19 protein-coding genes are annotated in these 20,509 nt (G+C 66.7%); 10 read left to right on the top strand and 9 right to left on the bottom strand.

All coding sequences use genetic code 11. The features are described 5' to 3' along the window. Positions 1 to 20 precede the first annotated feature (20 nt). From napA to BRO63_RS11245, 4 genes are all read right to left on the bottom strand, one after another. A complete protein-coding gene (gene napA / locus BRO63_RS11230) occupies positions 21 to 2,516 on the bottom strand; it encodes a periplasmic nitrate reductase subunit alpha (RefSeq protein ID WP_088139872.1) in 2,496 nt (831 codons plus the stop codon). Beyond that, positions 2,500 to 2,817: a chaperone NapD gene (locus tag BRO63_RS11235; protein WP_088139873.1), complete on the bottom strand. Its 318-nt coding sequence runs from the start codon at positions 2,815 to 2,817 to the stop codon at positions 2,500 to 2,502. The genes napA and BRO63_RS11235 overlap by 17 nt, the downstream gene beginning before the upstream one ends. A gap of 23 nt (positions 2,818 to 2,840) precedes the next feature. Further along, complete coding sequence (gene napE / locus BRO63_RS11240; protein ID WP_088139874.1) at positions 2,841 to 2,999, bottom strand: periplasmic nitrate reductase, NapE protein; 159 nt, start codon at positions 2,997 to 2,999, stop codon at positions 2,841 to 2,843. A 145-nt stretch (positions 3,000 to 3,144) separates the two neighbouring features. After that, on the bottom strand, positions 3,145 to 4,053 hold the full coding sequence (locus BRO63_RS11245; protein ID WP_088139875.1) for a LysR family transcriptional regulator: 909 nt from the start codon (positions 4,051 to 4,053) through the stop codon (positions 3,145 to 3,147). A 457-nt stretch (positions 4,054 to 4,510) separates the two neighbouring features. Between BRO63_RS11245 and BRO63_RS33940 the strand changes: the two genes are divergently transcribed. From BRO63_RS33940 to BRO63_RS11260, 3 genes are all read left to right on the top strand, one after another. Continuing rightward, positions 4,511 to 6,352 (top strand): hypothetical protein, encoded by a 1,842-nt coding sequence (locus BRO63_RS33940; protein ID WP_143219464.1) that lies wholly within the window; start codon positions 4,511 to 4,513, stop codon positions 6,350 to 6,352. Further along, positions 6,345 to 8,990 (top strand): YadA family autotransporter adhesin, encoded by a 2,646-nt coding sequence (locus BRO63_RS11255; protein ID WP_256943285.1) that lies wholly within the window; start codon positions 6,345 to 6,347, stop codon positions 8,988 to 8,990. Before BRO63_RS33940 ends, BRO63_RS11255 begins: the two co-directional genes overlap by 8 nt. Positions 8,991 to 9,061: 71 nt before the next feature. Next, positions 9,062 to 9,592, top strand: coding sequence for a SecDF P1 head subdomain-containing protein (locus BRO63_RS11260; protein ID WP_088139877.1), 531 nt, complete (start codon positions 9,062 to 9,064; stop codon positions 9,590 to 9,592). A 16-nt stretch (positions 9,593 to 9,608) separates the two neighbouring features. Here BRO63_RS11260 and BRO63_RS11265 read toward each other — a convergent pair whose 3' ends face one another. Together BRO63_RS11265 and BRO63_RS11270 are read right to left on the bottom strand one after the other, a co-directional pair. Next, the gene (locus BRO63_RS11265; protein WP_088139878.1) at positions 9,609 to 10,463 is read right to left on the bottom strand and encodes a 3-keto-5-aminohexanoate cleavage protein; all 855 of its coding nucleotides are present in this window, start codon (positions 10,461 to 10,463) and stop codon (positions 9,609 to 9,611) included. Then, complete coding sequence (locus BRO63_RS11270; protein ID WP_088139879.1) at positions 10,460 to 11,422, bottom strand: 3-hydroxyacyl-CoA dehydrogenase family protein; 963 nt, start codon at positions 11,420 to 11,422, stop codon at positions 10,460 to 10,462. The genes BRO63_RS11265 and BRO63_RS11270 overlap by 4 nt, the downstream gene beginning before the upstream one ends. A 121-nt stretch (positions 11,423 to 11,543) precedes the next feature. On the opposite strand from BRO63_RS11270, the gene BRO63_RS11275 reads away from it, so the two are divergent. Then, on the top strand, positions 11,544 to 12,452 hold the full coding sequence (locus BRO63_RS11275; protein ID WP_088139880.1) for a LysR family transcriptional regulator: 909 nt from the start codon (positions 11,544 to 11,546) through the stop codon (positions 12,450 to 12,452). 198 nt (positions 12,453 to 12,650) lie between these two features. Continuing rightward, a complete protein-coding gene (locus tag BRO63_RS11280; RefSeq protein WP_371818898.1) occupies positions 12,651 to 13,118 on the top strand; it encodes a MarR family winged helix-turn-helix transcriptional regulator in 468 nt (155 codons plus the stop codon). Between the two features lie 21 nt (positions 13,119 to 13,139). Here the strand turns inward: BRO63_RS11280 and BRO63_RS11285 are convergent, their stop codons facing one another. Beyond that, positions 13,140 to 14,129 carry an XdhC family protein gene (locus BRO63_RS11285; RefSeq protein WP_088139882.1) on the bottom strand — a complete coding sequence of 330 codons (990 nt, stop codon included), beginning with the start codon at positions 14,127 to 14,129 and terminating at the stop codon, positions 13,140 to 13,142. Positions 14,130 to 14,190: 61 nt separating this feature from the next. On the opposite strand from BRO63_RS11285, the gene BRO63_RS11290 reads away from it, so the two are divergent. From BRO63_RS11290 to BRO63_RS11310, 5 genes are all read left to right on the top strand, one after another. After that, positions 14,191 to 14,817, top strand: coding sequence for a nucleotidyltransferase family protein (locus BRO63_RS11290; RefSeq protein ID WP_088139883.1), 627 nt, complete (start codon positions 14,191 to 14,193; stop codon positions 14,815 to 14,817). Between the two features lie 249 nt (positions 14,818 to 15,066). Then, positions 15,067 to 16,029, top strand: a complete 963-nt coding sequence (locus BRO63_RS11295; RefSeq protein WP_088139884.1) for an amidohydrolase family protein — start codon at positions 15,067 to 15,069, stop codon at positions 16,027 to 16,029. Between the two features lie 20 nt (positions 16,030 to 16,049). Further along, positions 16,050 to 16,874 carry an alpha/beta fold hydrolase gene (locus BRO63_RS11300; RefSeq protein WP_088139885.1) on the top strand — a complete coding sequence of 275 codons (825 nt, stop codon included), beginning with the start codon at positions 16,050 to 16,052 and terminating at the stop codon, positions 16,872 to 16,874. A 30-nt stretch (positions 16,875 to 16,904) separates the two neighbouring features. Further along, complete coding sequence (locus BRO63_RS11305) at positions 16,905 to 17,954, top strand: 2,5-dihydroxypyridine 5,6-dioxygenase (protein WP_088139886.1); 1,050 nt, start codon at positions 16,905 to 16,907, stop codon at positions 17,952 to 17,954. Between the two features lie 30 nt (positions 17,955 to 17,984). Next, positions 17,985 to 18,605, top strand: a complete 621-nt coding sequence (locus BRO63_RS11310) for an N-carbamoylsarcosine amidohydrolase (protein WP_088139887.1) — start codon at positions 17,985 to 17,987, stop codon at positions 18,603 to 18,605. Positions 18,606 to 18,680: 75 nt separating this feature from the next. Here BRO63_RS11310 and BRO63_RS11315 read toward each other — a convergent pair whose 3' ends face one another. Together BRO63_RS11315 and BRO63_RS11320 are read right to left on the bottom strand one after the other, a co-directional pair. Continuing rightward, positions 18,681 to 19,199, bottom strand: coding sequence for an aromatic-ring-hydroxylating dioxygenase subunit beta (locus BRO63_RS11315; RefSeq protein WP_088139888.1), 519 nt, complete (start codon positions 19,197 to 19,199; stop codon positions 18,681 to 18,683). A 17-nt stretch (positions 19,200 to 19,216) separates the two neighbouring features. Further along, complete coding sequence (locus BRO63_RS11320; RefSeq protein WP_088139889.1) at positions 19,217 to 20,506, bottom strand: aromatic ring-hydroxylating dioxygenase subunit alpha; 1,290 nt, start codon at positions 20,504 to 20,506, stop codon at positions 19,217 to 19,219. Between the last annotated feature and the right edge of the window lie 3 nt (positions 20,507 to 20,509).

The raw sequence follows: 20,509 nt of genomic DNA on the forward strand, positions 1-20,509 counted from the left end.
GGCTGTCTCCGGTTCGCCTTTCAGACCTTGACGATCTTGACCGCGCACTTCTTGAAGTCGGTCTGGAACGAGATCGGGTCGGTGGCGTCCAGCGTGACCTTGTTGATCAACTGGCCAGCGTCGAACCAGGGCACGAAGACCAGGCCGCGCGGCGGTTTGTCGCGGCCGCGGGTTTCCAGGCGCGTGCGCATCTTGCCGCGCCGCGACACGACCTCCACCTCGACGCCGCGTCGCAGGCCCATTTCCTGGGCGTCATCGGGGTGCATGAAACAGACCGCGTTGGGGAAGGCCCGGTATAGCTCCGGCACCCGCCGCGTCATCGAGCCGGAATGCCAGTGCTCCAGCACGCGTCCGGTGGACAGCCAGAACGGGTATTCCTTGTCCGGCGATTCGGCGGGCGGTTCATAGGGCAGGGCGTAGATCACCGCGCGGCCGTCCGCATTGCCGTAGAACTCGAAGCCGGCTCCTGGTTTGACGTAGGGGTCGCTGCCTTCGCGGTAGCGCCACAGCGTTTCCTTGCCCTTGACCACGGGCCAGCGCAGGCCGCGCACTTCATGGTAAGTGTCGAACGGCGCCAGGTCGTGTCCATGGCCGCGCCCGAACTCGGCGTATTCCTCGAACAGTCCCTTCTGCGCATAAAAGCCGAAAGCCTCGGCTTCCTGGTTGGCGTAGTCCTTGTCGCGTTCCGTGTTCGGATAGCGGTTGACCTTGCCGTTGGCGAACAGCACGTCGAACAGCGTCTTGCCCCGGTATTCGGGTTTCTTGGCCAGCAGGTCGGCGGGCCAGACGTCCTCGACCTTGAAGCGTTTGGAGAACTCCATCAGCTGCCACAGATCGGAGCGCGCGTCGCCCGGCGCGTTGACCAGCTGGTGCCAGAACTGGGTGCGGCGTTCCGCGTTGCCGTAGGCGCCTTCCTTTTCGACCCACATGGCGGCCGGCAGGATCAGGTCGGCCGAAATGGTGGTGACGGTGGGGTAGGCGTCCGACACCACGATGAAGTTGTCGGGGTTGCGGTAGCCGGGCAGGCCTTCGTTCATCAGGTTGGCCGCGGCCTGCATGTTGTTGTTGACCATCACCCAGTAGGCGTTGATCTTGCCGTCCTTGAGCATGCGGTTCTGCAGGACCGCATGCGCGCCCACCTTGCTGGGGATGGTGCCGTCGGGCAGCTGCCAGATTTCCTCGGCGTGCGCGCGGTGCTTGGGATTGGTCACGACCAGGTCGGCCGGCAGGCGGTGCGAAAAGGTGCCCACCTCGCGGGCGGTGCCACAGGCCGAGGGCTGTCCGGTCAGCGAGAACGGGCTGTTGCCCGGCGTGGAGATCTTGCCGGTCAGCAGATGGATGTTGTAGACCATGTTGTTGGCCCACACGCCGCGGGTGTGCTGATTGAAACCCATGGTCCAGAAGGACGTTACGCGCACCTTCGGGTCGGCATAGAGTTCGGCCAGCTCTTCCAGCTGCTTCTTGGGCAGGCCGCTCAGCTTGGCGGTGTAGTCCAGGTCGTACTTGGAGACGAACTTGGCGAAATCGTCGAACGTGATGGGCTTGGAACCGCCGGCGTCGCCCGCGTTCTTGGCCGCCTTCTGCAGGGGATGGTCGGGCCGCAAGCCATAGCCGATGTCGGCATTGCCTTCGCGGAAGGTCGTGTGCTTGTCCACGAAATCCCGGTTCACGCGCTTGGTCTGGATGATGTGGTTGGCGATGTAGTTCAGGATCGCCAGGTCCGTCTGCGGCGTGAAGGTCAGCGCAATGTCGGCCAGCTCGTACGAGCGGTGCTCGAAGGTGGACAGCACGACCACACGGGTCTTGGGCGCGGACAGACGGCGGTCGGTCACGCGGGTCCACAGGATGGGGTGCATCTCCGCCATGTTGGAGCCCCACAGCACGAAGGCATCGGCGTTCTCGATGTCGTCGTAACAGCCCATGGGCTCGTCGGCGCCGAAGGTGCGCATGAAGCCCACCGCGGCCGAGGCCATGCAGTGGCGCGCGTTCGGGTCCAGGTTATTGCTGCGAAAGCCCGCCTTCATGAGCTTGAGCGCGGCGTAGCCTTCCCAGACCGTCCATTGGCCGGAGCCGAACATGCCCACGGCCTCCGGTCCCTTGTCCTTCAGTACCCGCTTGAACTGCTCGGCCATGACGTCGAAGGCCTGGTCCCAGGACACCGGCGCAAATTCGCCGTCCTTGGCGTATTTGCCGTCCTTCATGCGCAAGAGCGGCGTGGTCAGCCGGTCGTTGCCGTACATGATCTTGGACAGGAAATAGCCCTTGACGCAGTTCAGGCCCTTGTTCACCTCGGCGTTGAAATCGCCGTGCGTGGCCACGACCTGGTTGTCCTTCACGGCGACGTTCACGCCGCAGCCGGTCCCGCAGAACCTACAGGGCGCCTTGGACCACTTGAGCTTGGCGGCCTCGGATTCGGTGACGATGTTCTGCGTATAGCCGACGATGGGGATGCCGGCCACCGTCGCGGCCGCGGCAGCGGCGGATTGCTTGATGAAGTCTCTACGAGCCATTGCCATCGTCAATCTCCTCGTTCATCGCGTCCAGCGTATCGGCGTGCTGGTAGACCAGCGCCGAAGCCAGCACGCCATCCAGGCGCTGGATCTCGGAGATCCGGGCCATCATGTCGTCGGTGGAGGGGGCTTCCAGGGTGACCACCAGTTTGCCGGTGTCGGAAGCGCCATGGATTTCCGCCCCGGCAATTGCAAGAATCGCCTGGCGGACGTCGGGCAAGCGGCGCGGGGCGGCGTGCACCACCATGCTGGCGATGTGCAGCTCTGGCGGCGCCGCAGGCGGCGCGGAGTGGGGGAGCGCGGACATGGGAGGGGTTCCGTCGCGTTGCATCAGCTGCCGGGAGGGCCGGCGAGCAGCTGATAGAACCAGACGAGGAAACCGTAGCCCGCCACGATGATGACCGACAGGACGGGGGCCATGACAGCCGTCAGGAACAGGAAACTTCGTAGCTCCTGAGGCTTGGTGTAGCCATCGGACTCGTTTTGCACACAGCACCTCACTACGACAGTTGGGGCATTGCGTTTAACGTGCGGATATCGAAGCTTTTAGCAGATGGTTTTGAAGGGCGTCAATGTTGCACCACGGCGTAACAATGTACGCATGGCGCTGTATAGCGAAATGCAAAACGGCGATTCAAGCCGCGGGCGAAAGCAGCGCCGGGATGTCCCGCTTCAACAGTTCGAGAACCGCCCGCACGCGCAACGGCAACGGCCGTAGAGGCGGAATCAGAGCGTTGAGCGGAAGAGGCGGAACGTGATAGCCATCCAGCACTTCCACCAGGTGTCCTTGCGCCAGAGCCCGGGCGCAAGCAGGATGTTGCAGGATGCCGACGCCGGCGCCCGAGAGGATCAGGTCGTACATGGGGCGCCAGTGACTGACCGTCATAACGGTATTGATGCGCGTCTGGACCGCCGGCCCATTCTCATGCATCAGCGGCACCTGATCGTTCGCGAAAACGGCCTTCAAGCGGATGAACGCATGGCGGGCCAGCTCCATCGGGGTTGCCAGCGGACCGTGGGCCGCCAGATAAGAGGGGGCGACGACCAGCTTGCGGCCCACCCAGCCGAGCGGGAAAGCGATATAACCCCCGTTTTCGTTGAGGCGGCCCAACCGCAGCGAAATGTCGACGCCTTCGATGACCGGGTCGACAATGGCGTCGCTCAGCGTGAAATCTATGTGCAGATCAGGATGGGCGGTGCGCACATTCATCAGCGCTTTCGGAACGACGATCTCCCCCAGACATTGCGGCGCCGCCAGCCTGAGGCTTCCTTGTATCTTCTGATTGCTTAATGTTACTAAATTTATTGTTGTTTCGGCCGTGTCCAGCAAGTGCTTGCCCTGTTCGTAGAAAGTGCGCCCCTCAGCGGTACAGGTCAATTTGCGTGAACTACGCACCAGCAGGCGGGCGCTGAGGAAACGCTCCAGCTTGTCGATGCGTTCGCTTACCGCCGGCTGGCTCATGTCGAGATCGCGCGCCGCGCCGGAGATCGTTCCGCGTTCCACCACGCGGAGAAAAATGCGTATTGTCGCCAGCAAATCCATCGAACCGCTCCTCATGAAACCCATGCCGACCCTAGGACGGATGAGCGGTCCATTTGTTTAGCAGCACTGCACCGGGCATCTGAACCCCTGTTTGTTACATGTTTGTGACGGGTTGGCATAGGTGGTCCGGCCGATACGTCGCATAGGCTCGAGTGCAATTTGCGATTGCAATCGCGCGCCGTAGCCTTGGTCCCAATGCATCACCCGATGCAGTCGCTGCGGGACTCCTCCGCCGGCAAGCGAGGCGTCCCGCGTTAGTCACGGCGCGTTTCCTTTTCCATCTCCATCAACAGATCGACCGCTTGCATGGCGCAGTTGAGAGCCTGGCTTCGGCCAGAGCGCCTGCGTAGCGGGGTGGCGAAAGTCGCTGCAGCGTGTTCCCGGTGCCATCAGAGTCGCAGGGAATGGTTGCGCAGACGAGAAGTTCCCTAGAGTTTTTGAACTGGAGCACCCATTCATGAACAAGATACTCAGGAACGTTTGGATCGATGCGGACGAAGACACGGCGGGAGGCCGGCAACCCATTCGGAAGCGCCTGAAGCTGAACATGCGGCTGGATATCGCAGCGGGGCTCGCGATACTTGCCGGTTTGGCGGGTACGGGTCCGCAGGTTCATGCATCAACGTACAACCCGAATGGTTGCGCTTCTCCCAAAGGGACGGGGCCCGACGGCATAGCCTATCCTGCAGGTAAGAATCCGAACGATGGGTCCGGCCTGTGGTCCAACGTGATCGGATGCGATGCCGATGGCGGCAAATACACCGGCGTGCAGGTCCTGGGCTTTCAAGCGACCGCGACGGGCAATGCCGCAACTGCCCTGGGGTTTGCGGCTACGGCGGCAATCCGCAGCACCGCAGTAGGCATGCAGGCCGGAGCCCTTGCCCTGGGTTCGACCGCTCTTGGTCAATGGGCGCGCGCCACGGCCGTCGGCAGCGTCGCCATCGGCGGTAATGACTCATCCAATACGGCGGCGGCGGGCGCGCAGGCTTCGGGGCTCAACGCCGTCGCGGTCGCAGGAGAGTCGCGTGCCCTGGGAGCGGATTCCGTTGCGATAGGCACGCGTGCGCAGGCGCGGCGCGATGGCGATGTGGCCCTCGGCATCGGCAGCGTGGCTGACGGCTCCACGGGGAACTTCTCCGCGGTGGCTATCGGCCGCGACAGTTCGGCGATCGGTGAAAACTCGGTGGCGTTGGGCAACGCCAATCGAGCCTCGGGACCTGGAGCCGTCGCGCTGGGCAATAGCTCGGCGGCTGCGGGTGTTGCGGCGTTAGCCGTAGGCAACGATGCCAACGCGCTGGCGGCGCAGAGCATGGCGCTGGGATTCGATTCGGTCGCAACCAACTCGGGCGATGTCGCGCTGGGGGCGGGATCCGCGACTGCGGCCGCCGTCGGCACGTCGAGCGCCGCGATCGCGGGGAGATCCTATTCGTTCGCCGGGTCGACGCCCACCAGCGTGGTCAGCGTGGGCAGTACCGGTGCGGAGCGCTCCATCACGAACGTTGCGGCAGGGAGGCTCGGCGCCCTCAGCACGGATGCCGTCAACGGCTCGCAGCTCAATGCGACGAATCAGGCGGTGAATGCCCTGGGCGACCGCGCGGTGACCTATGACGGCAATGAGGGCGAGCCCAGGAGCCTGGTCACGCTGGAGGGTTCCGCGTCCACGGACGGCGGCGTGACAGGCGGCACCAAGCTTACCAACCTTGCGCGAGGGGCGTTGTCGACTACCAGCACCGATGCGGTGAACGGTGCGCAACTGCACGAGACGAACCAGGATGTGCAGCGCGTGGGCGACCGGGTGACGACCATGGGCGATACGGTGACCAGCATGGGCAATACCATGACGACTCTGGGCGACACGGTGACGAATCTCGGCGATACGGTCACGACCATGGGAGGTACCGTCACGACCTTGGGCGATACGCTCACCAGCCTCGGCGGCTCGTTGGCGAATCTCACCGGGGACACGAGCGCGACGCACACGGATGCCAACGGCCTGGGCATCCGCTATGCGCGGACCAACGAACGCGGGCTGACGCCCAGCGATGCCTACGCGCTGAATCCAGGCAGCACGGCGCTGGGCTACAACGCGCGAGCGACGGCCGACAACGCGCTGGCGTTGGGACGCGAGGCCCAGACCAGCCATGCGGGCAGCGTGGCGCTGGGCGCCAACGCGGTCGCCAACGGCGCCACGCTGGGCGCGGCGGCGTATCGGTCAGGTACAGCGGCGGTGGCGGGCGCATCGCCGGTGGGCGAGGTCAGCGTAGGCTCGGCGGGCGCCGAGAAAAAAAAAAGTGGCTGACAATGTAGGCAGCCTGGGCGACCGCGCGGTGGCCTACGACGGCAAGGCGGGCGACCCCAAGACCCTGATCACCTTGGCCGGCCCTATGTCGACGGACGGCGGTGCGACGGGCGGCACTAGGCTCACCAACCTGGCGCGCGGGGCGGTGTCGGCCACCAGCACCGATGCGGTGAATGGGTCGCAGCTCCACGAAACGAATCAGGATGTGTTGCGGATGGGCGATACGGTGACGAACATGGGCGACACCCTGACGAGTTTGGGCGGTACCGTGACGAGCATGGGTGACACCGTAACCAACCTGGGCGACACGCTCGCGAACCTGGGCGGCTCACTGACGCACCTGACCGGAGACACCAGCCAGACGAACACGGACGCCAATGGCCTGGGCATCCGCTATGCGCGGACCAACGAGCGGGGACTGGCGCCCATCGATGCCTACGCGCAGGGCGTGGGCAGCACGGCGCTGGGCTACAACGCGCGGGCCACGGCCGACAACGCGCTGGCGCTGGGACGCGATGCCGTGGCGAGTCAGGCGGGGAGCGTGGCGCTGGGTTCTGGCTCCGTGTCCGCCCGGGCGTTGGCGCCGATCACGGGCAGTCTTGCGATAGGCAGCGGCGGCGCGCTGGTGCCGTTCAACACTGCGGATCTCACCTTGCTGGGCGAGGTGTCTGTAGGCCGCGAGGGTGCGTATCGCCAGATCACCAACGTGGCGGACGGCACCGACCAGCACGATGCCGTGACCTTGCGCCAGTTGACCGGCGCGATCGGATCCTTGACGGCCACGGGCACCCTGTACTTTCACGCCAATTCGGCGGCGACCGACTCACTGGCCACGGGTATGGAGGCAATCGCCATCGGGCCGCAGACGGTGGTCAACGGCGACCGCGGCCTGGGGATCGGTGAGCGGGCCGTGGTGGATCAGGGCGCGCCTGGCGGCATCGCCCTGGGACAGCAGGCGCGCGCGACGTCGGCGGATGGCATCGCGATGGGGACGCAAGCGTTGGCCAACGCAGTCCAGGGAGTGGCCCTGGGCGCGGGCAGCAAGGTCATCGCGGGCGGCGGCGTGGCGCTGGGCGCTGGATCGATCGCCAAGGTGGTGGGCGGGGCGGCGGGGTACTTGCCACAAGGAGCCGACGGCGCGGCCGTGAACGCCACGCGCAGCAAACTGGCGGCGCTGTCGGTGGGCGATGTCGATGCCGGCAACTTCCGGCAAATCACCGGAGTGGCTGCGGGCACGGTGGATTCCGACGCGGTGAACGTCAGCCAGTTGAAGGCGCTGGCCTCGAACGTGAGCGGACTCGACGCAGGCGGCGTGAAGTACGACCGCAATCCGGACGGCGGCATCAACTACGGCATGGTGACCTTGAACCCGGGCGGCTCCGCCACCGTGCTGAGGAACGTGGCGCGGGGCGGACTGTCGGCGGACAGCACGGACGCCGTCAACGGCTCGCAGCTGTTCGAGACCAATCAGTACGTCAAGTCGCTAGGTGATACGGTCGATAACTACACCAAGGGCGGCGCCGGGATCAAGTACTTCCATGCCAATGGCGGGGCGTCGGCGATGCTGCCGGACTCGCAGGCCAAGGGCCTTGGAAGTATCGCAATCGGACCGGGCGCGGCGGCCAATGGCGGCAACTCGGTGGCCTTGGGCAACGGCGCGGCGGCGGGCAAGGATGGCGATGTGGCGCTGGGCGCAGGCGCCGTGGCGGACAGGGGCGCGGAGAGCTACGCCGGCAAGTACTCGGATGCGCAAAACAGGTCGGCGGGCACGGTGTCGGTGGGTGCGTCGGGCGCGGAACGCACGCTCAGCAACCTGGCCGACGGCCGCGACGCCACGGATGCCGTGAACCTGCGGCAGCTGGATGGCGCGCTCAAGCAGGCCAACGACTACACCGACAAGCGCCTGCAGGAGGTGGCAGGCAATGTGCTCCAGGTCGGTGACCAGCTCATCGCGCTGGATGAGCGTTTGGCCAGCGTCGAAGGCGATGTGACGAACATCGGCAATGGCGCCGCGGGCATGTTCCAGACCAGCCAGGAGGAAAAGGCGGCCAAGCCCCCCAAGGCCAGCGGCGCCAACTCGGCGGCGGGCGGCGCGGGCGCCGTGGCTTCGGGCAAGAACAGCACCGCGATCGGCAACGGCGCGCAGGCGTCGGGAGCGGGGGCGACGGCGCTGGGCAATGGCAGCAAGGCATCGGGCAGCAATGCCGTGGCCCTGGGCGCGGGCTCGGTCGCCGACCGCGACAACACGGTCTCGGTCGGCGCTGCGGGGGCCGAACGCCAGATCGCGCATGTGGCCCGCGGCACCGCGGGAACCGACGCGGTCAACGTCAGCCAGCTGCGGGAAATCGAGAGCGGCATGAACAACCAGGTGGCGGGCTTGCGCAAGGACGTGCAAGGGTTGGACAACCGCTTGAGCGCGGGCGTCGCCTCCGCCATGGCGATGTCCGCGTTGCCTCAGGCCTATCTGCCCGGCAGGAGCATGTTCAGCATGGGCGGCGGCGCGTGGCGCGGTGAAAGCGGCTTCGCGATGGGGCTGTCCACCGTGTCCGACAACGGCAGGTGGGTGGTGAAAGGCCTGGCCAGCAGCACTTCGCGCGGTGATTACGGCGCGAGCGTGGGAGTGGGGTATCAATGGTGAGCACATGCAGCACGAATGCAGGCTTGCGGCCAGCCGCCGCATCCTCAACGATTCATGAGAGGTATACAGCCATGACACGTCGCATCATTCTTCCTGCCTTGATCGCATCGAGCGCCTTGCTGGCCGCCTGCCAGCCCATGGCGGCCCAGAAGGGCGCCGCTGCCGCGCCACGCGCGGCCCAGCCCGCGCAGGTGGCGCAAGGGACCGCCGCGCAGGCGCCAAGCGCGGCGCCGACGGTCGAGTTCCGGCTGGCGCAAGATAAGCCGGGCACCGATCTGCGCGAACTGCGCATGCCTGACAAGACCTACTACTTCTTGCTGGCGCCCGCGCTTACCCGGGCCGACCTGAACGCCGCTACGCCGATGAAGACCAGGGAGGGGCAGCCTTTCGTGAGTCTGCGTTTCACGCCTCCCGGCGCGCAGAAGCTGGCGCAGATCGGCCGCCAGTTTTCAGGCAAGTGGCTGGTCTTCACCATAGACGGCAAGCTGGTGGGCGTGCCGCGCATCGCCGGCCCCATGGACGAGGGCATCCTGAACCTCACGATGAACTCGGAGGAACAGGCGATCAGCGTGGCGCACGCCATCTTGGGAACGGCGCAGTAGCGCCGCCAGGGCCGCGTTAGCCGACCGCCCCGTAGATGCGGCGCGCGTCGGAGGCCGTGGCCAACGGGCGGCCCAGCGCCTGCGCGCCTTGCGCGGCCTGCAGCACCAGCGCCGAATTGCCCGGCGCGGTGCTGCCGTCGCGCAGCTTCAGGTTGTTCTCGAAACCCACGCGCATGTGCCCGCCGAACGCCGCGGCCGTGGTGACGCAGGCGTTTTCCTCGGGGCCGAAGGCGCAGACGGCCCAGGGCAGTGACTGGTCGTAGGCGGCCAGGAAGGGCAGCAGGTCATAGGCCGAAGAGGTCTGGCCCGCGTTGTAGCGGCCCAGCACGAACAGCACCGACCACGCTCCCGGCGGCACCAGGCCGCGCGCGCGCAGCGCCAGCCAGCGGCGCACGTCGGCTTCGTCGTACAGGATGATCTGCGTCATGATGCGGCGTTCGGCGATCCAGGCCAGGAATGCCGCCAGCTCGGATTCCGCGATGTCCGGCACGGCGATTTCGCGCAGGCCGATGGATACGGCCTCGGGCTGCAATTCGCGCACCAGGGCGATCTGCTCGGCCGCCTTGTAGACGCCGGCGGCTTCGCTGGTCACCTGCACCAGCAGTTCGTCGCCCACGGCGCCGCGCACCGCGGCCAGGGCGTCGCGGTAGGCCTGGGCGTCCAGCAGGTGGCTGCCGTCGGGCTTGCGCACATGCATGTGCATCATGGCGGCGCCGGCGTCCAGGCAGGCGCGCGCTTCGCGCGCCAGGGCCTCGGCGGTGAGCGGCACGGCCGGGTGATCGGCGGCCTTTTTGTAGGCGCCGTTGGGCGCCACCGTGATGATGACGGGCGAGTCGGCCAGCGCGGCGCGCGGCAGAGGGGTGTTGCTCACGGCTTGATCTCCGGCAGTTCGGGTGAAATCAGGTCCAGGCCGGCGCGCAACAGGCGGTCGTAGCGCGCGCGTTCGGCAGCAATGGTTTCGGGCGTCCAGGCGTAGAAGCCCTCGCCGGTCTTCATGCCGTGGCGGCCGTCCCGGGCGCGTTCGGTCAGGCAGCGCGCCGGCTCGCTGGCGTTGCAGAACGTGGGGTACATGGTGGCGCCGGCAGCGGCATGCACGTCGATGCCGGCATGGTCGCGCTGCATCACGGGGCCGGCCGCCAGGAAGCGGAAGCCGAAGCCGAAACGCACCGCCGCGTCCACGTCTTCCGGCGAGGCGATGCCGCGGTCGATCAGGTCGAAGGCCTCGCGCGACAGCGCGTGCTGCAGGCGGTTGGCCAGAAAGCCCGGCAGGTCCTGGCGCACCTTCACCGGCACGCTGCCGCAGCGCCGCATGAATTCGATCAGCGTGTCGGCGCAGGCGTTGTCGCTGGCTGCGCCCAGCACCACTTCCACCAGCGGCACCAGATGCGCGGGCATGAAGAAGTGCAGGCCCAGCATGCGGCCGCGCGTATCCAGGCCCTGGCTGATGGCGCTGATCGGGAAGCTGGAACTGTTGCTGGCCAGGATGGCGTCGGGCCGGGCGCGTCGCGCCAGGTCCGCGAACAGCGCCTGCTTGATGTCCAGGCGTTCGGGGATGCACTCGATGACCAGGTCCACGCTGGACCAGTCGACCTCGTCCAGGCCGGCGGCCGTGGACAGCAGGGCGGCGTTCGCCTCCCGGCCTATGGTCTTGAGGTTTTCCGCGACTCGGGCGGGCAGGTCCGCCGCGCGTTCGGGGTTCGATTCGATCACCGTCGTGCGGCAGGCCGCGCGGGTCAATACCACGGCCACGTCGGCTCCCATGGTGCCGCCGCCCACCACCACCGCGTGCGCCGCGCCCGGATTGGGCAGCGCGATCGCTTCCGTCTGCATGGTTTGCTCCTTCGTCTGAAACTACGCTGGAGGCGAGTGTAGAGAAGCCGATTTGATTGATGAATCAGATTTTTTGGATAGAATGATCTGATATGTAGATCAATAGGGGGCTGGGCCCGGCATGCAGATCAATCTCTCGATGCGCGATATCGATACCACGCTGGTGCTGGGCCGCACGCTCAACTTTCGCCAGGCGGCCGCGCAGCTGCACCTGTCGCAATCGGCCCTGTCCACGCAGATCCAGCGCATCGAAGACGCGCTGGGCGTGCGCCTGTTCGACCGCACCACGCGCACCGTGCGCCTCACGGCCGCCGGCGAGGTCTTCATGCAGCAGGCCGCCAGCCTGCAAGCGGCCTTCCGCGACGCCATCGCCGCCGTCAGCGGCATCGTCAACGCGGAACAGGGGCAGGTGTCGGTGGCCGCCTTGCCCTCGATCGCCGCCCGCCTGCTGCCGCGCGTGCTCATGGCCTATCGCCAGGCGCATCCGCTGGTCGCCCTGAAGGTGCGCGATACCCTGTCGGGGCCGGCCTTCGACCTGGTGCGCGCGGGCGAGGTCGATTTCGCCCTGACCGCCGCCGACCCGCAACATGCCGACCTGCACTACGTGCCGCTGATGTCCGACAGCTTCCTGCTGCTGATCCCGCAAGCCCATCCGCTGGCGCGCGCCCGCGGTCCGCTGCGCTGGGCCGATACGGCGGATGCGGCGCACGTGTCCATGGTGCAGCCCAGCAGCGTGCGGCAGTACACGGAATGGGCCTTCCTGCAGAACCGCATCCGCTTCACGCCCGTGTTTGAAGCCGTGCACCTGACCACCATCGTCGCCATGGTCGAATGCGGATTCGGCGTTGCCGCGCTGCCCGAGATCGCCGCCGGCGCGGTGGCGCAAAACGGCATCGTGCAGCGGCCGTTGATCGGCCCCGTGGCCGAGCGCTCCATCGGGCTGGTGACCGCGCGCAACCGCAGCCTGTCGCCGGCCGCGGCGGCCCTGGTGCAGACTTTGAAGGAGTATTTGGCGGAGCAGGCGCGCTAGCTTGCGCGGTCCTCCGCCCGGTTCCGCGCGGGGCGGTTTTGATTTCACGCAACCACCCGCAGCGCACCGCTCGACAGGCGGCGGCCGGTGGTATTATCCTCAGTGCACTAACTAAATTGGAGCTGCCCCAACGTGCCGGATGTACAGAAAAAGACGACGTCCCAGAAGCGCGTCGCAACTCATAAGACAGACAGCATGATCTTCGATCCGGCCAAGCAGGTGCTTTGGTCGCGCCCCGGATATCTGGTGCGGCGCCTGAACCAGATCCACTACGCCATGTTCTACGAGGAATGCAAGACGCAGAACGTGACGCCGGTGCAGTATGGCGTGCTGACCGCGCTGTCGCTCAGCCCCTGGCTGGACCAGACCGCCATCGGCATGGAACTGGGACTGGACCGCACCACCACCGCGGACGTGGTCAAGCGGCTGCAGGAGCGCGGCCTGGTGGAACGGCGCGTCAATCCCAACGACAAGCGCTCGCGCCAGGCCGTGATCACCCAGGAAGGCCTGCGCATCATGGGCATTCTGCAGGAAGGCATGGCCCGCGCCCAGCAGCGCCTGCTGGAGCCGCTGTCCACGCGCAACCAGGAAATCTTCATGAAGCTGCTTTCCACCCTGGTGGAAGCCAACAACCAGTACAGCCGCACCACCCTCAAGCCCATGTAGGGCAGGGGCCGGCGGCCGGTCTCAGCCTTGCAGCGCGCTGGCCTGCGGCGCGCTGCGGGTGGCCTCGGCGTCCCCCAGCGTGTTGCGGACCCAGATCAGTTCGGCGGCGATCGCAACCGCGATTTCGGCTGGCGTCTTGCTGGCGATGCGCAGGCCCACCGGGCCGTGCAGGCGCGCGATCTGGCTGTCGTCCAGGTCGAACAGCCGCAGCCGTTCGCGGCGTTTTTGCTGGTTGGCGCGCGAACCCAGCGCGCCCACGTAGAAGGCCCGCGATTTCAGCGCCTCCAGCAAGGCCATGTCGTCGAGCTTGGGGTCGTGGGTGACCGCCACGATGGCGGTGCGTTCGTCGGTGCCGATCTCCAGCACCGCGTCATCCGGCATGCTGGTGATCAACGTAGTCCGGGACAAACTCCAGTCGCCGTGGAATTCCTCGCGCGGGTCGCAGACCGTGACGTGGAAATCCAGCGTGGCGGCGACGTTGGCCAGGACCTGCGCGGTCTGGTTTGCGCCGATGATGAGCAGCCGCCAGCGCGGGCCGTACACGCTGCGGAAGACGCGGCCGTCGAAGTCCGGGCCATCGGCCGGACCGGCGGCAGACACCGAGCTGCTGCCGTCCTGCAGGTCCACCGTGCGTTGGATCAGGCGATGGCCGCGGATGGATTCAAGGACCAGGTCCAGCCATTGCGTGTCGCGCAGCGGTTCGCTGATCAGGCGCAACGTGCCGCCGCAAGGCAGGCCGAAGCGCGCGGCTTCGTCGCGGGTGACCCCATAGGTCAGGCGCGCGGGGGCGTCCTCGAGCGTGCCTTCGCGGGCGCGGCATATCAGGTCGTCCTCGATGCAGCCGCCGGAAACCGAACCGACCATGCGGCCGTCCTCGCGCAGGGCCAGCATGGCGCCGGCCTGGCGCGGGGCCGAGCCCCAGGTCCGCACCACGGTCACCAGGTGCACGCGGCTGCCCGCGGCCACCCAGTCCCGCGCATGTTGCAATACGTCCAGATCCAGAGCGTTCATCGGCTTCTCACAGTGAAAGGCCGCGGCGCCGCCACGGCTTATATTCACTATACTGATCATTATGTCGAAAGTCTCTAGTGTGTATCCCTACCCGAACCCCGTGCGCGTCGGCATCCTGCTGGCGGCGGGGCAGGGCTCGCGCTACGCCGCGCAACGGCCGGGCGCAGACAAGCTGCTGGCGCCCTTGCCGCAGGGCGTGTGCGTGGCAGCGGCCAGCGCCCGGACGCTGCGCGCGGCGGTGGACATGGTCGTCGCCGTGGTGCGCCCGGGTAGCGCCGCCCTGGCCGGATTGTTGCGGGCGGAAGATTGCCGGGTGCTGGAGACGGACCGGGCGGGCGAGGGCATGGGCGCCAGCCTGGCCGCCGCGGCGCAGTATCTGCAGGGCCTGCCCGCCACGCCGGAAACCGTGCTGGTGGCCTTGGCCGACATGCCCTGGATCCGCCGCGCCAGCCTGGACGGCGTGCTGGGCGCGTTGCTTCACGCACCGATGGCCGCGCCCTCGTACCAGGGGCAGCGCGGCCACCCCGTGGGATTCCGCGCCGAATTGCTGCCGCAACTGGCGGCTCTGGGCGGGGATGAGGGCGCGCGGCGGTTGCTCAGGCAACCCGGCCTGCATCTGGTTGCGACCGATGATCCTGGCGTGTTGCGTGATGTCGACACGCCTGCCGACCTGGGCGAAGCGGGCTGAACGGCGCCCGCTGGCAAGGCCGCCGCGGCGGCCTTTTTCTTGCGCTCCGGGATTTCCCTAATTTGTCAGTACGCTGACTATAAAGTCAGTATACTGACGTAAATTCGGAAACCGTCGCAGGACTTTTCCCAATGGGAAAGCGGCTGCGCGCGATTCCGGTAGTTCCGATGTAATAGTCAGTGTACTGATAAATGATGCTGACGCGCCGTGGCAGGACAGGGTCCGCGCCATCAAACTGGGAGTAGGGGAATGAGCAAAGTACGCAAGATCGCGTTTGAGGAGCACTACACCGCGGTCGGATTCAAGGACTATTCGAAGAGCTTCGCGCAGCACATCGATCCCGCCGTGCTGGCCGACCTGGCCGCGCGCCTGGTGGATTTCGACGAAGTCCGGCTGGGCGAAATGGACCGCGGCGGCATCGACTACGTCATCCTGTCGCAGACCGGACCGGGCGTGCAGGCCGAAGCCGACGCCGCGGTGGCGCTGCGCCGCGCCAAGGAGAACAACGACTTCCTGGTCGAACAGGTGGCCCGTCACCCGACGCGCTACGGTGCCTTCGCCACCGTGCCCATGCACGATCCGCTGGTCGCCGCCGCCGAGCTGGAGCGCTGCGTCAAGCAGCTGGGCTTCAAGGGCGCGCTGATCAACGGCCACACCAATGGCGTGTACTACGACGGCCGCGCCTACGACCCGTTCTGGGAAAAGGTGCAGGAACTGGACGTGCCCGTCTACCTGCACCCGTCCGACCCCTACGTCATTCCGCAGGCCTATTCGGGCCACCCGGAACTGGTGGGCGCGTGCTGGGGCTGGGGCGTCGAAACCGCCACCCATGCGCTGCGCCTGCTGTTTGGCGGCGTGTTCGACCGCTACCCCGGCGTCAAGCTGATCCTGGGGCACATGGGCGAAGGCCTGCCGTTCCTGCGCTGGCGCTTCGACAGCCGCTTCGCGGTGTATTCGCACGGCATCAAGCTGGCGCGCGCGCCCTCCGAATACCTGGGCAGCAACATTCTTATCACCACGTCGGGCGTCTGTTCGCCTCCCACGCTGATGGCCGCCATCGCCGAAATGGGTCGCGAGGCGGTGATGTTTTCGGTCGACTATCCCTACGAATCGACCGCGCTGGCCGTGGAATTCATCGAGCAGACGCCGATGGACGACGCGACCCGCGAACTGATCTGCAGCGGCAACGCGCGGCGCCTGTTCAAACTCTAAGCCTGGCCTGGGAGACTGACATGAGCAACTTCCTGTACGGCGGCAATGTCCATGCCAATGGCATCCGTCAGCATTACCTGCGCTACGGGGGCGAACGCGGCGCGGGGCGCGATCCGGTCATCATCGTGCCGGGCATCACCAGCCCCGCGGTCACCTGGGGCTTCGTCGGCGAGCGCTTCGGCGCCGCTTTCGATACCTACGTGCTGGACGTGCGCGGCCGCGGCCTGTCAGAAGCCGGCGCGACGCTGGACTACAGCCTGGACGCGCAGGCCGCCGACGTGCTGGCCTTCGCCCAGGCGCTGGGCCTGGCGCGCTACAGCGTGGTCGGCCATTCGATGGGCGGACGCATCGGCGTGCGCGCCGGGCGCGGCAAGCCGGCAGGGCTGAGCCGCCTGGTCCTGGTGGACCCGCCGGTGTCCGGTCCCGGCCGCCGGCCGTATCCCGCCAAGCTGCCCTGGTATGTCGATTCCATGGCGCAGGCGCGCCACGGCATGGACGCCGAGGCCATGCGCGCGTTCTGCCCGACCTGGACCGAGGAACAGCGCCAGCTGCGCGCCGAATGGCTGCACACCTGCGACGAGCGCGCCATCATCCAGAGTTTCGAGGCCTTCCAGAGCGACGACATCCACGCCGACCTGCCGCTGCTGGACGTGCCGGTGCTGCTGATCACGGCGGAGCGGGGCGACGTGGTGCTGGACGCCGACGTGGCCGAGATCCAAGGTCTGGCGCCCGGTACGCAGCATCACCGCGTGCCTGCCGCCGGCCACATGATTCCGTGGGACAACGAGGAAGGCTTCTATGCCGCCTTCGGCGATTTCCTGGGCGCGCCGCTGGCGCGCGGCTGAAGCGCGCGACCGTCAAGCAAGGAGGGCATCATGCCTATAAGCGACTATGAAATGGTGAAGGCCTGGCAGCAGGTGCTGACCTTGTCCAAGCTGCAAGCGGGGCAGACCGTCACGGTGCTGACCAGCGCGGCGACCCATCCGCAAACCCTGTCCACGGCGCTGATCGCGACGCAAGCCATGGGCGCCATCGTGAACCGCCTGGACCTGCCGCCCATCAACGGCGAGCGGGCGCTGAGCCGGGACTCGCTGGCCTACCTGGGCACCACGCCGCTGACCGGCAACAAGGCCGCGATCGCGGCCTTGAAGGAAAGCGACCTGGTGCTGGACCTGATGACGTTGCTGTTCTCCCCGGAACAGCACGAGATCCTGGCGGCCGGCACCAAGATCCTGCTGGCGGTGGAGCCGCCGGAAGTGCTGGCGCGGCTGGTGCCGACCGAGGCCGACCGTGCGCGGGTCAAGGCGGCGGCCGCGCGCATCGGCGCGGCGCGCGAGATGAGCGTGGTGTCCGAGGCGGGCACGGACCTGCGCTGCCCGCTGGGCGAGTTCCCGGCCATCAGCGAGTACGGCTTCGTCGACGAACCCGGGCGCTGGGACCATTGGCCCAGCGGCTTCGTGCTGACCTGGCCGAACGAAGGCGGCGCCAACGGCAAGATCGTGATCGACGTGGGCGACATCCTGCTGCCGCAGAAGCTCTACGTGCGCTCGGCGATCGAGCTGACGGTCGAGAACGGCTACGCCACGCGCATCGACGGCGGCGTGGACGCGGAACTGCTGCGCGAATACGTGGCCTCGTTCAGGGATCCCGAAGCCTACGCGATTTCGCACATAGGCTGGGGCCTGCAGCCGCGCGCGCACTGGACCACGCTGGGCCTGTACGACCGCGAAGCCACCATAGGCATGGACGCGCGGGCCTACGAGGGCAATTTCCTGTTCTCGCTGGGTCCCAACAACGAGGCCGGCGGCAACCGCACCACCACCTGCCACATCGACATCCCCCTGCGCGCCTGCACGGTGCGGCTGGACGGGGAAGACGTGGTGCGCCAGGGCAGGGTGCTGGACGGCGCCGGTCCCCAGGCATAGCACGCAATCACCGTACCAGGAGTTTCCTACATGAATGACGATATCTCGGCCTACGCGCGCCAGGGTTTCGGCACGGCGATGGCGCCCAAGGCGCCCTACGGCCTGCTGATCGTGGATCTGGTCAACGGCTTTGCCGATCCGGCGGTGTTCGGCGGCGGCAACATTCCCCAGGCCATCGAGCAGACGGTGGGCTTGCTGGCGCATGCGCGCAAGCAGGGCTGGCCGGTGGCGCACAGCCGCATCGTGTTCGCCGACGACGACGCGGACCACAACATCTTCACCCTGAAGGTGCCTGGGATGCTGACCCTGAAGGAAGCGGACCACAACAGCGCCATCGTGCCGCAGCTTGCCCCCGTGGCCGGTGAGCTGGTGGTGCGCAAGACGGTCCCCTCCGCATTCTTCGGCACCAGCCTGGCGGCCTGGCTGTCGCAGCGCGGGGTGCAGACCCTGCTGGTGGCGGGCGCGGTCACCAGCGGCTGCGTGCGGGCCAGCGTGGTGGACGCCATGCAGTACGGCTTCAGGCCGCTGGTGGTGTCGGATTGCGTGGGCGACCGCGCCATCGGCCCGCATGACGCCAACCTGTTCGACATGCAGCAGAAGTACGCCACCGTGCTGACGCGGGACGAAGCCGTGCGCGCCACGCAGGGCTGAACCGGCGCCGCAGACCGGTATAAAAAAGGGTTGCGCCTCGCGGCGCAACCCTTTTTTACGTTGGTCTTCCGTGTTTTAGACGGGATAGACCAGGTCGTTGGCCAGGATGGTGGTGTCATACACCACCTGCCGTTCCTTCAGCTTGAGCACGCCGTCCTGGCGCGTATGGCGGTCGTAGTAGGTGCCGGCCAGGTGCAGCGTGGTGGGGCCTTCCACCAGCGTCTGCATCAGCATGAACGCGGCCTGGGACTCAATCTCGCCGTCGGCGGACTCGCTGATGACGCGGGTGTTGCTGACCAGGTGCAGCATGTAGCGCGGAGCGAACATCTGGGTGCGCGAGATGGCCACGGCGCGGTCGTGCATCATGGCGCGGCCCTCGGAGTACACCAGGCCGACGGGCAAGCCCAGTTCGGCGTTCTCGCGCGCGGTGACGCGGTACAGGCCGTCCTCGGTGAAGAAGTCCGGCCAGGCCTCGACCTGGCCCGCGTCCAGGGCGGCGCAGTAGTCGGCGTGGAATTCCTCGATCTCCAGTCGCAGCGCGATGGCGCGCGCGGGATCGATCTTGCGGGGGGAGTATTCGAATCGGGTTCTCATGTTTCCTGGTTCCTGCCTCAGAAGCCCATCACGCCGCGGTAATAGCTGTACATGGAGCGGATCGCGGCTTCCGAGATCAGCGTGTTGGAGGTGCCTTGCTTGCCGGATTCCAGCTTCAGCACGTTGACGTCGGTGCTGGCGCGGCGCACGCCTTCCTGCACGAACTTCATGGCTTCGTTGTCTTCCAGGCCGAGGAATCCGGCCGGGCCCATCAGGTTGCCCTGGCGCAGGCGGTGGCGCTCCATCTCGGGCGTGTCGTCCTCGTAGCCGAACATGGTCCATTGCATGATCATGCTGTCGGGCCCGTTGGGCACGATCTGGCGCACGCCCAGCGTGTTCATTTCACGTTGCACGATCAGGTTGGGCCACACCGTCTGCATGGTGACCGACCAGGGCGAATCGAATTCCTTGACGAACTCCAGGAAGCGGTCGTCCTGCAGGTGCAGGCCGTCGTGGAAGGAGCGCATTTCCTTCTTGTTCTCTTCGCTGACGTTGGCGTACTTGTCCTCGCTCTTGGCCGAGGCCATGGTGCCGTGGCGGCCGTGCACCGGGTCGACCAGCATGGCCGACTTGTTGCCCGCCACCAGCAGGCCGAACACCACCAGGAACGAGTGCAGCAGCGTCGCGTGGTACGGATCCTTCAGGTTCTCGTGGTACATCTTCCAGTTGCACGGCAGCTCGTTGCGGTAGTAGCCGTGGATCTTGAGCTTCTTGCCCGGGAAGACGGTGTCGAAATCGGCCAGGATCTCGGGCGTCAGATATTCCTCGATGGGTTCGACCTCGTCGCTGTAGGAGGCGAAGATGACGCCGTTGCGCGTGGTGACGCGCAGCTTGCGCAGGCCGTGGTCTTCGTTCTTGAAGTCCTTGGGCATGCCGCCCTCGCGGTTCACGCCGCGCTTGAACGGGATGCCCTGCAGATTGCCCTTCAGGTCATAGGACCACTGGTGGTAGGGGCAGACGAATTCCTTGGCATTGCCCTGGCTGTGGCGGCAGAACTCCGCGCCGCGGTGGGCGCAGCGGTTCTCGAAGACATTGACCGAGCCGTCCTCGGCGCGCGACACCACTACCGGCGTCGGGCCGACGTAGGACCGCTTGTAGTCGCCCGCGTTCGGGAGCTCGGCTTCCAGGGCCACGTAGTTCCAGGTCTTGCCGTGGAAGATCTTCTCCACTTCCTGGTCGTAGACGGCGCGGCTGGTGTAGACCCAGTCCGGGATGTAGTGCAGCGCGTCTTCCGGCCAGACACAGTCGGCCAGGGCGGCGTCCTTGGACGCCACCGTAAGGCCGATGACGGTTTGCGATTGATACATGAA

Origin of the sequence: Achromobacter xylosoxidans (assembly GCF_002192695.1) — a bacterium.
Classification (GTDB): Bacteria; Pseudomonadota; Gammaproteobacteria; order Burkholderiales; family Burkholderiaceae_B; genus Achromobacter; species Achromobacter xylosoxidans_C.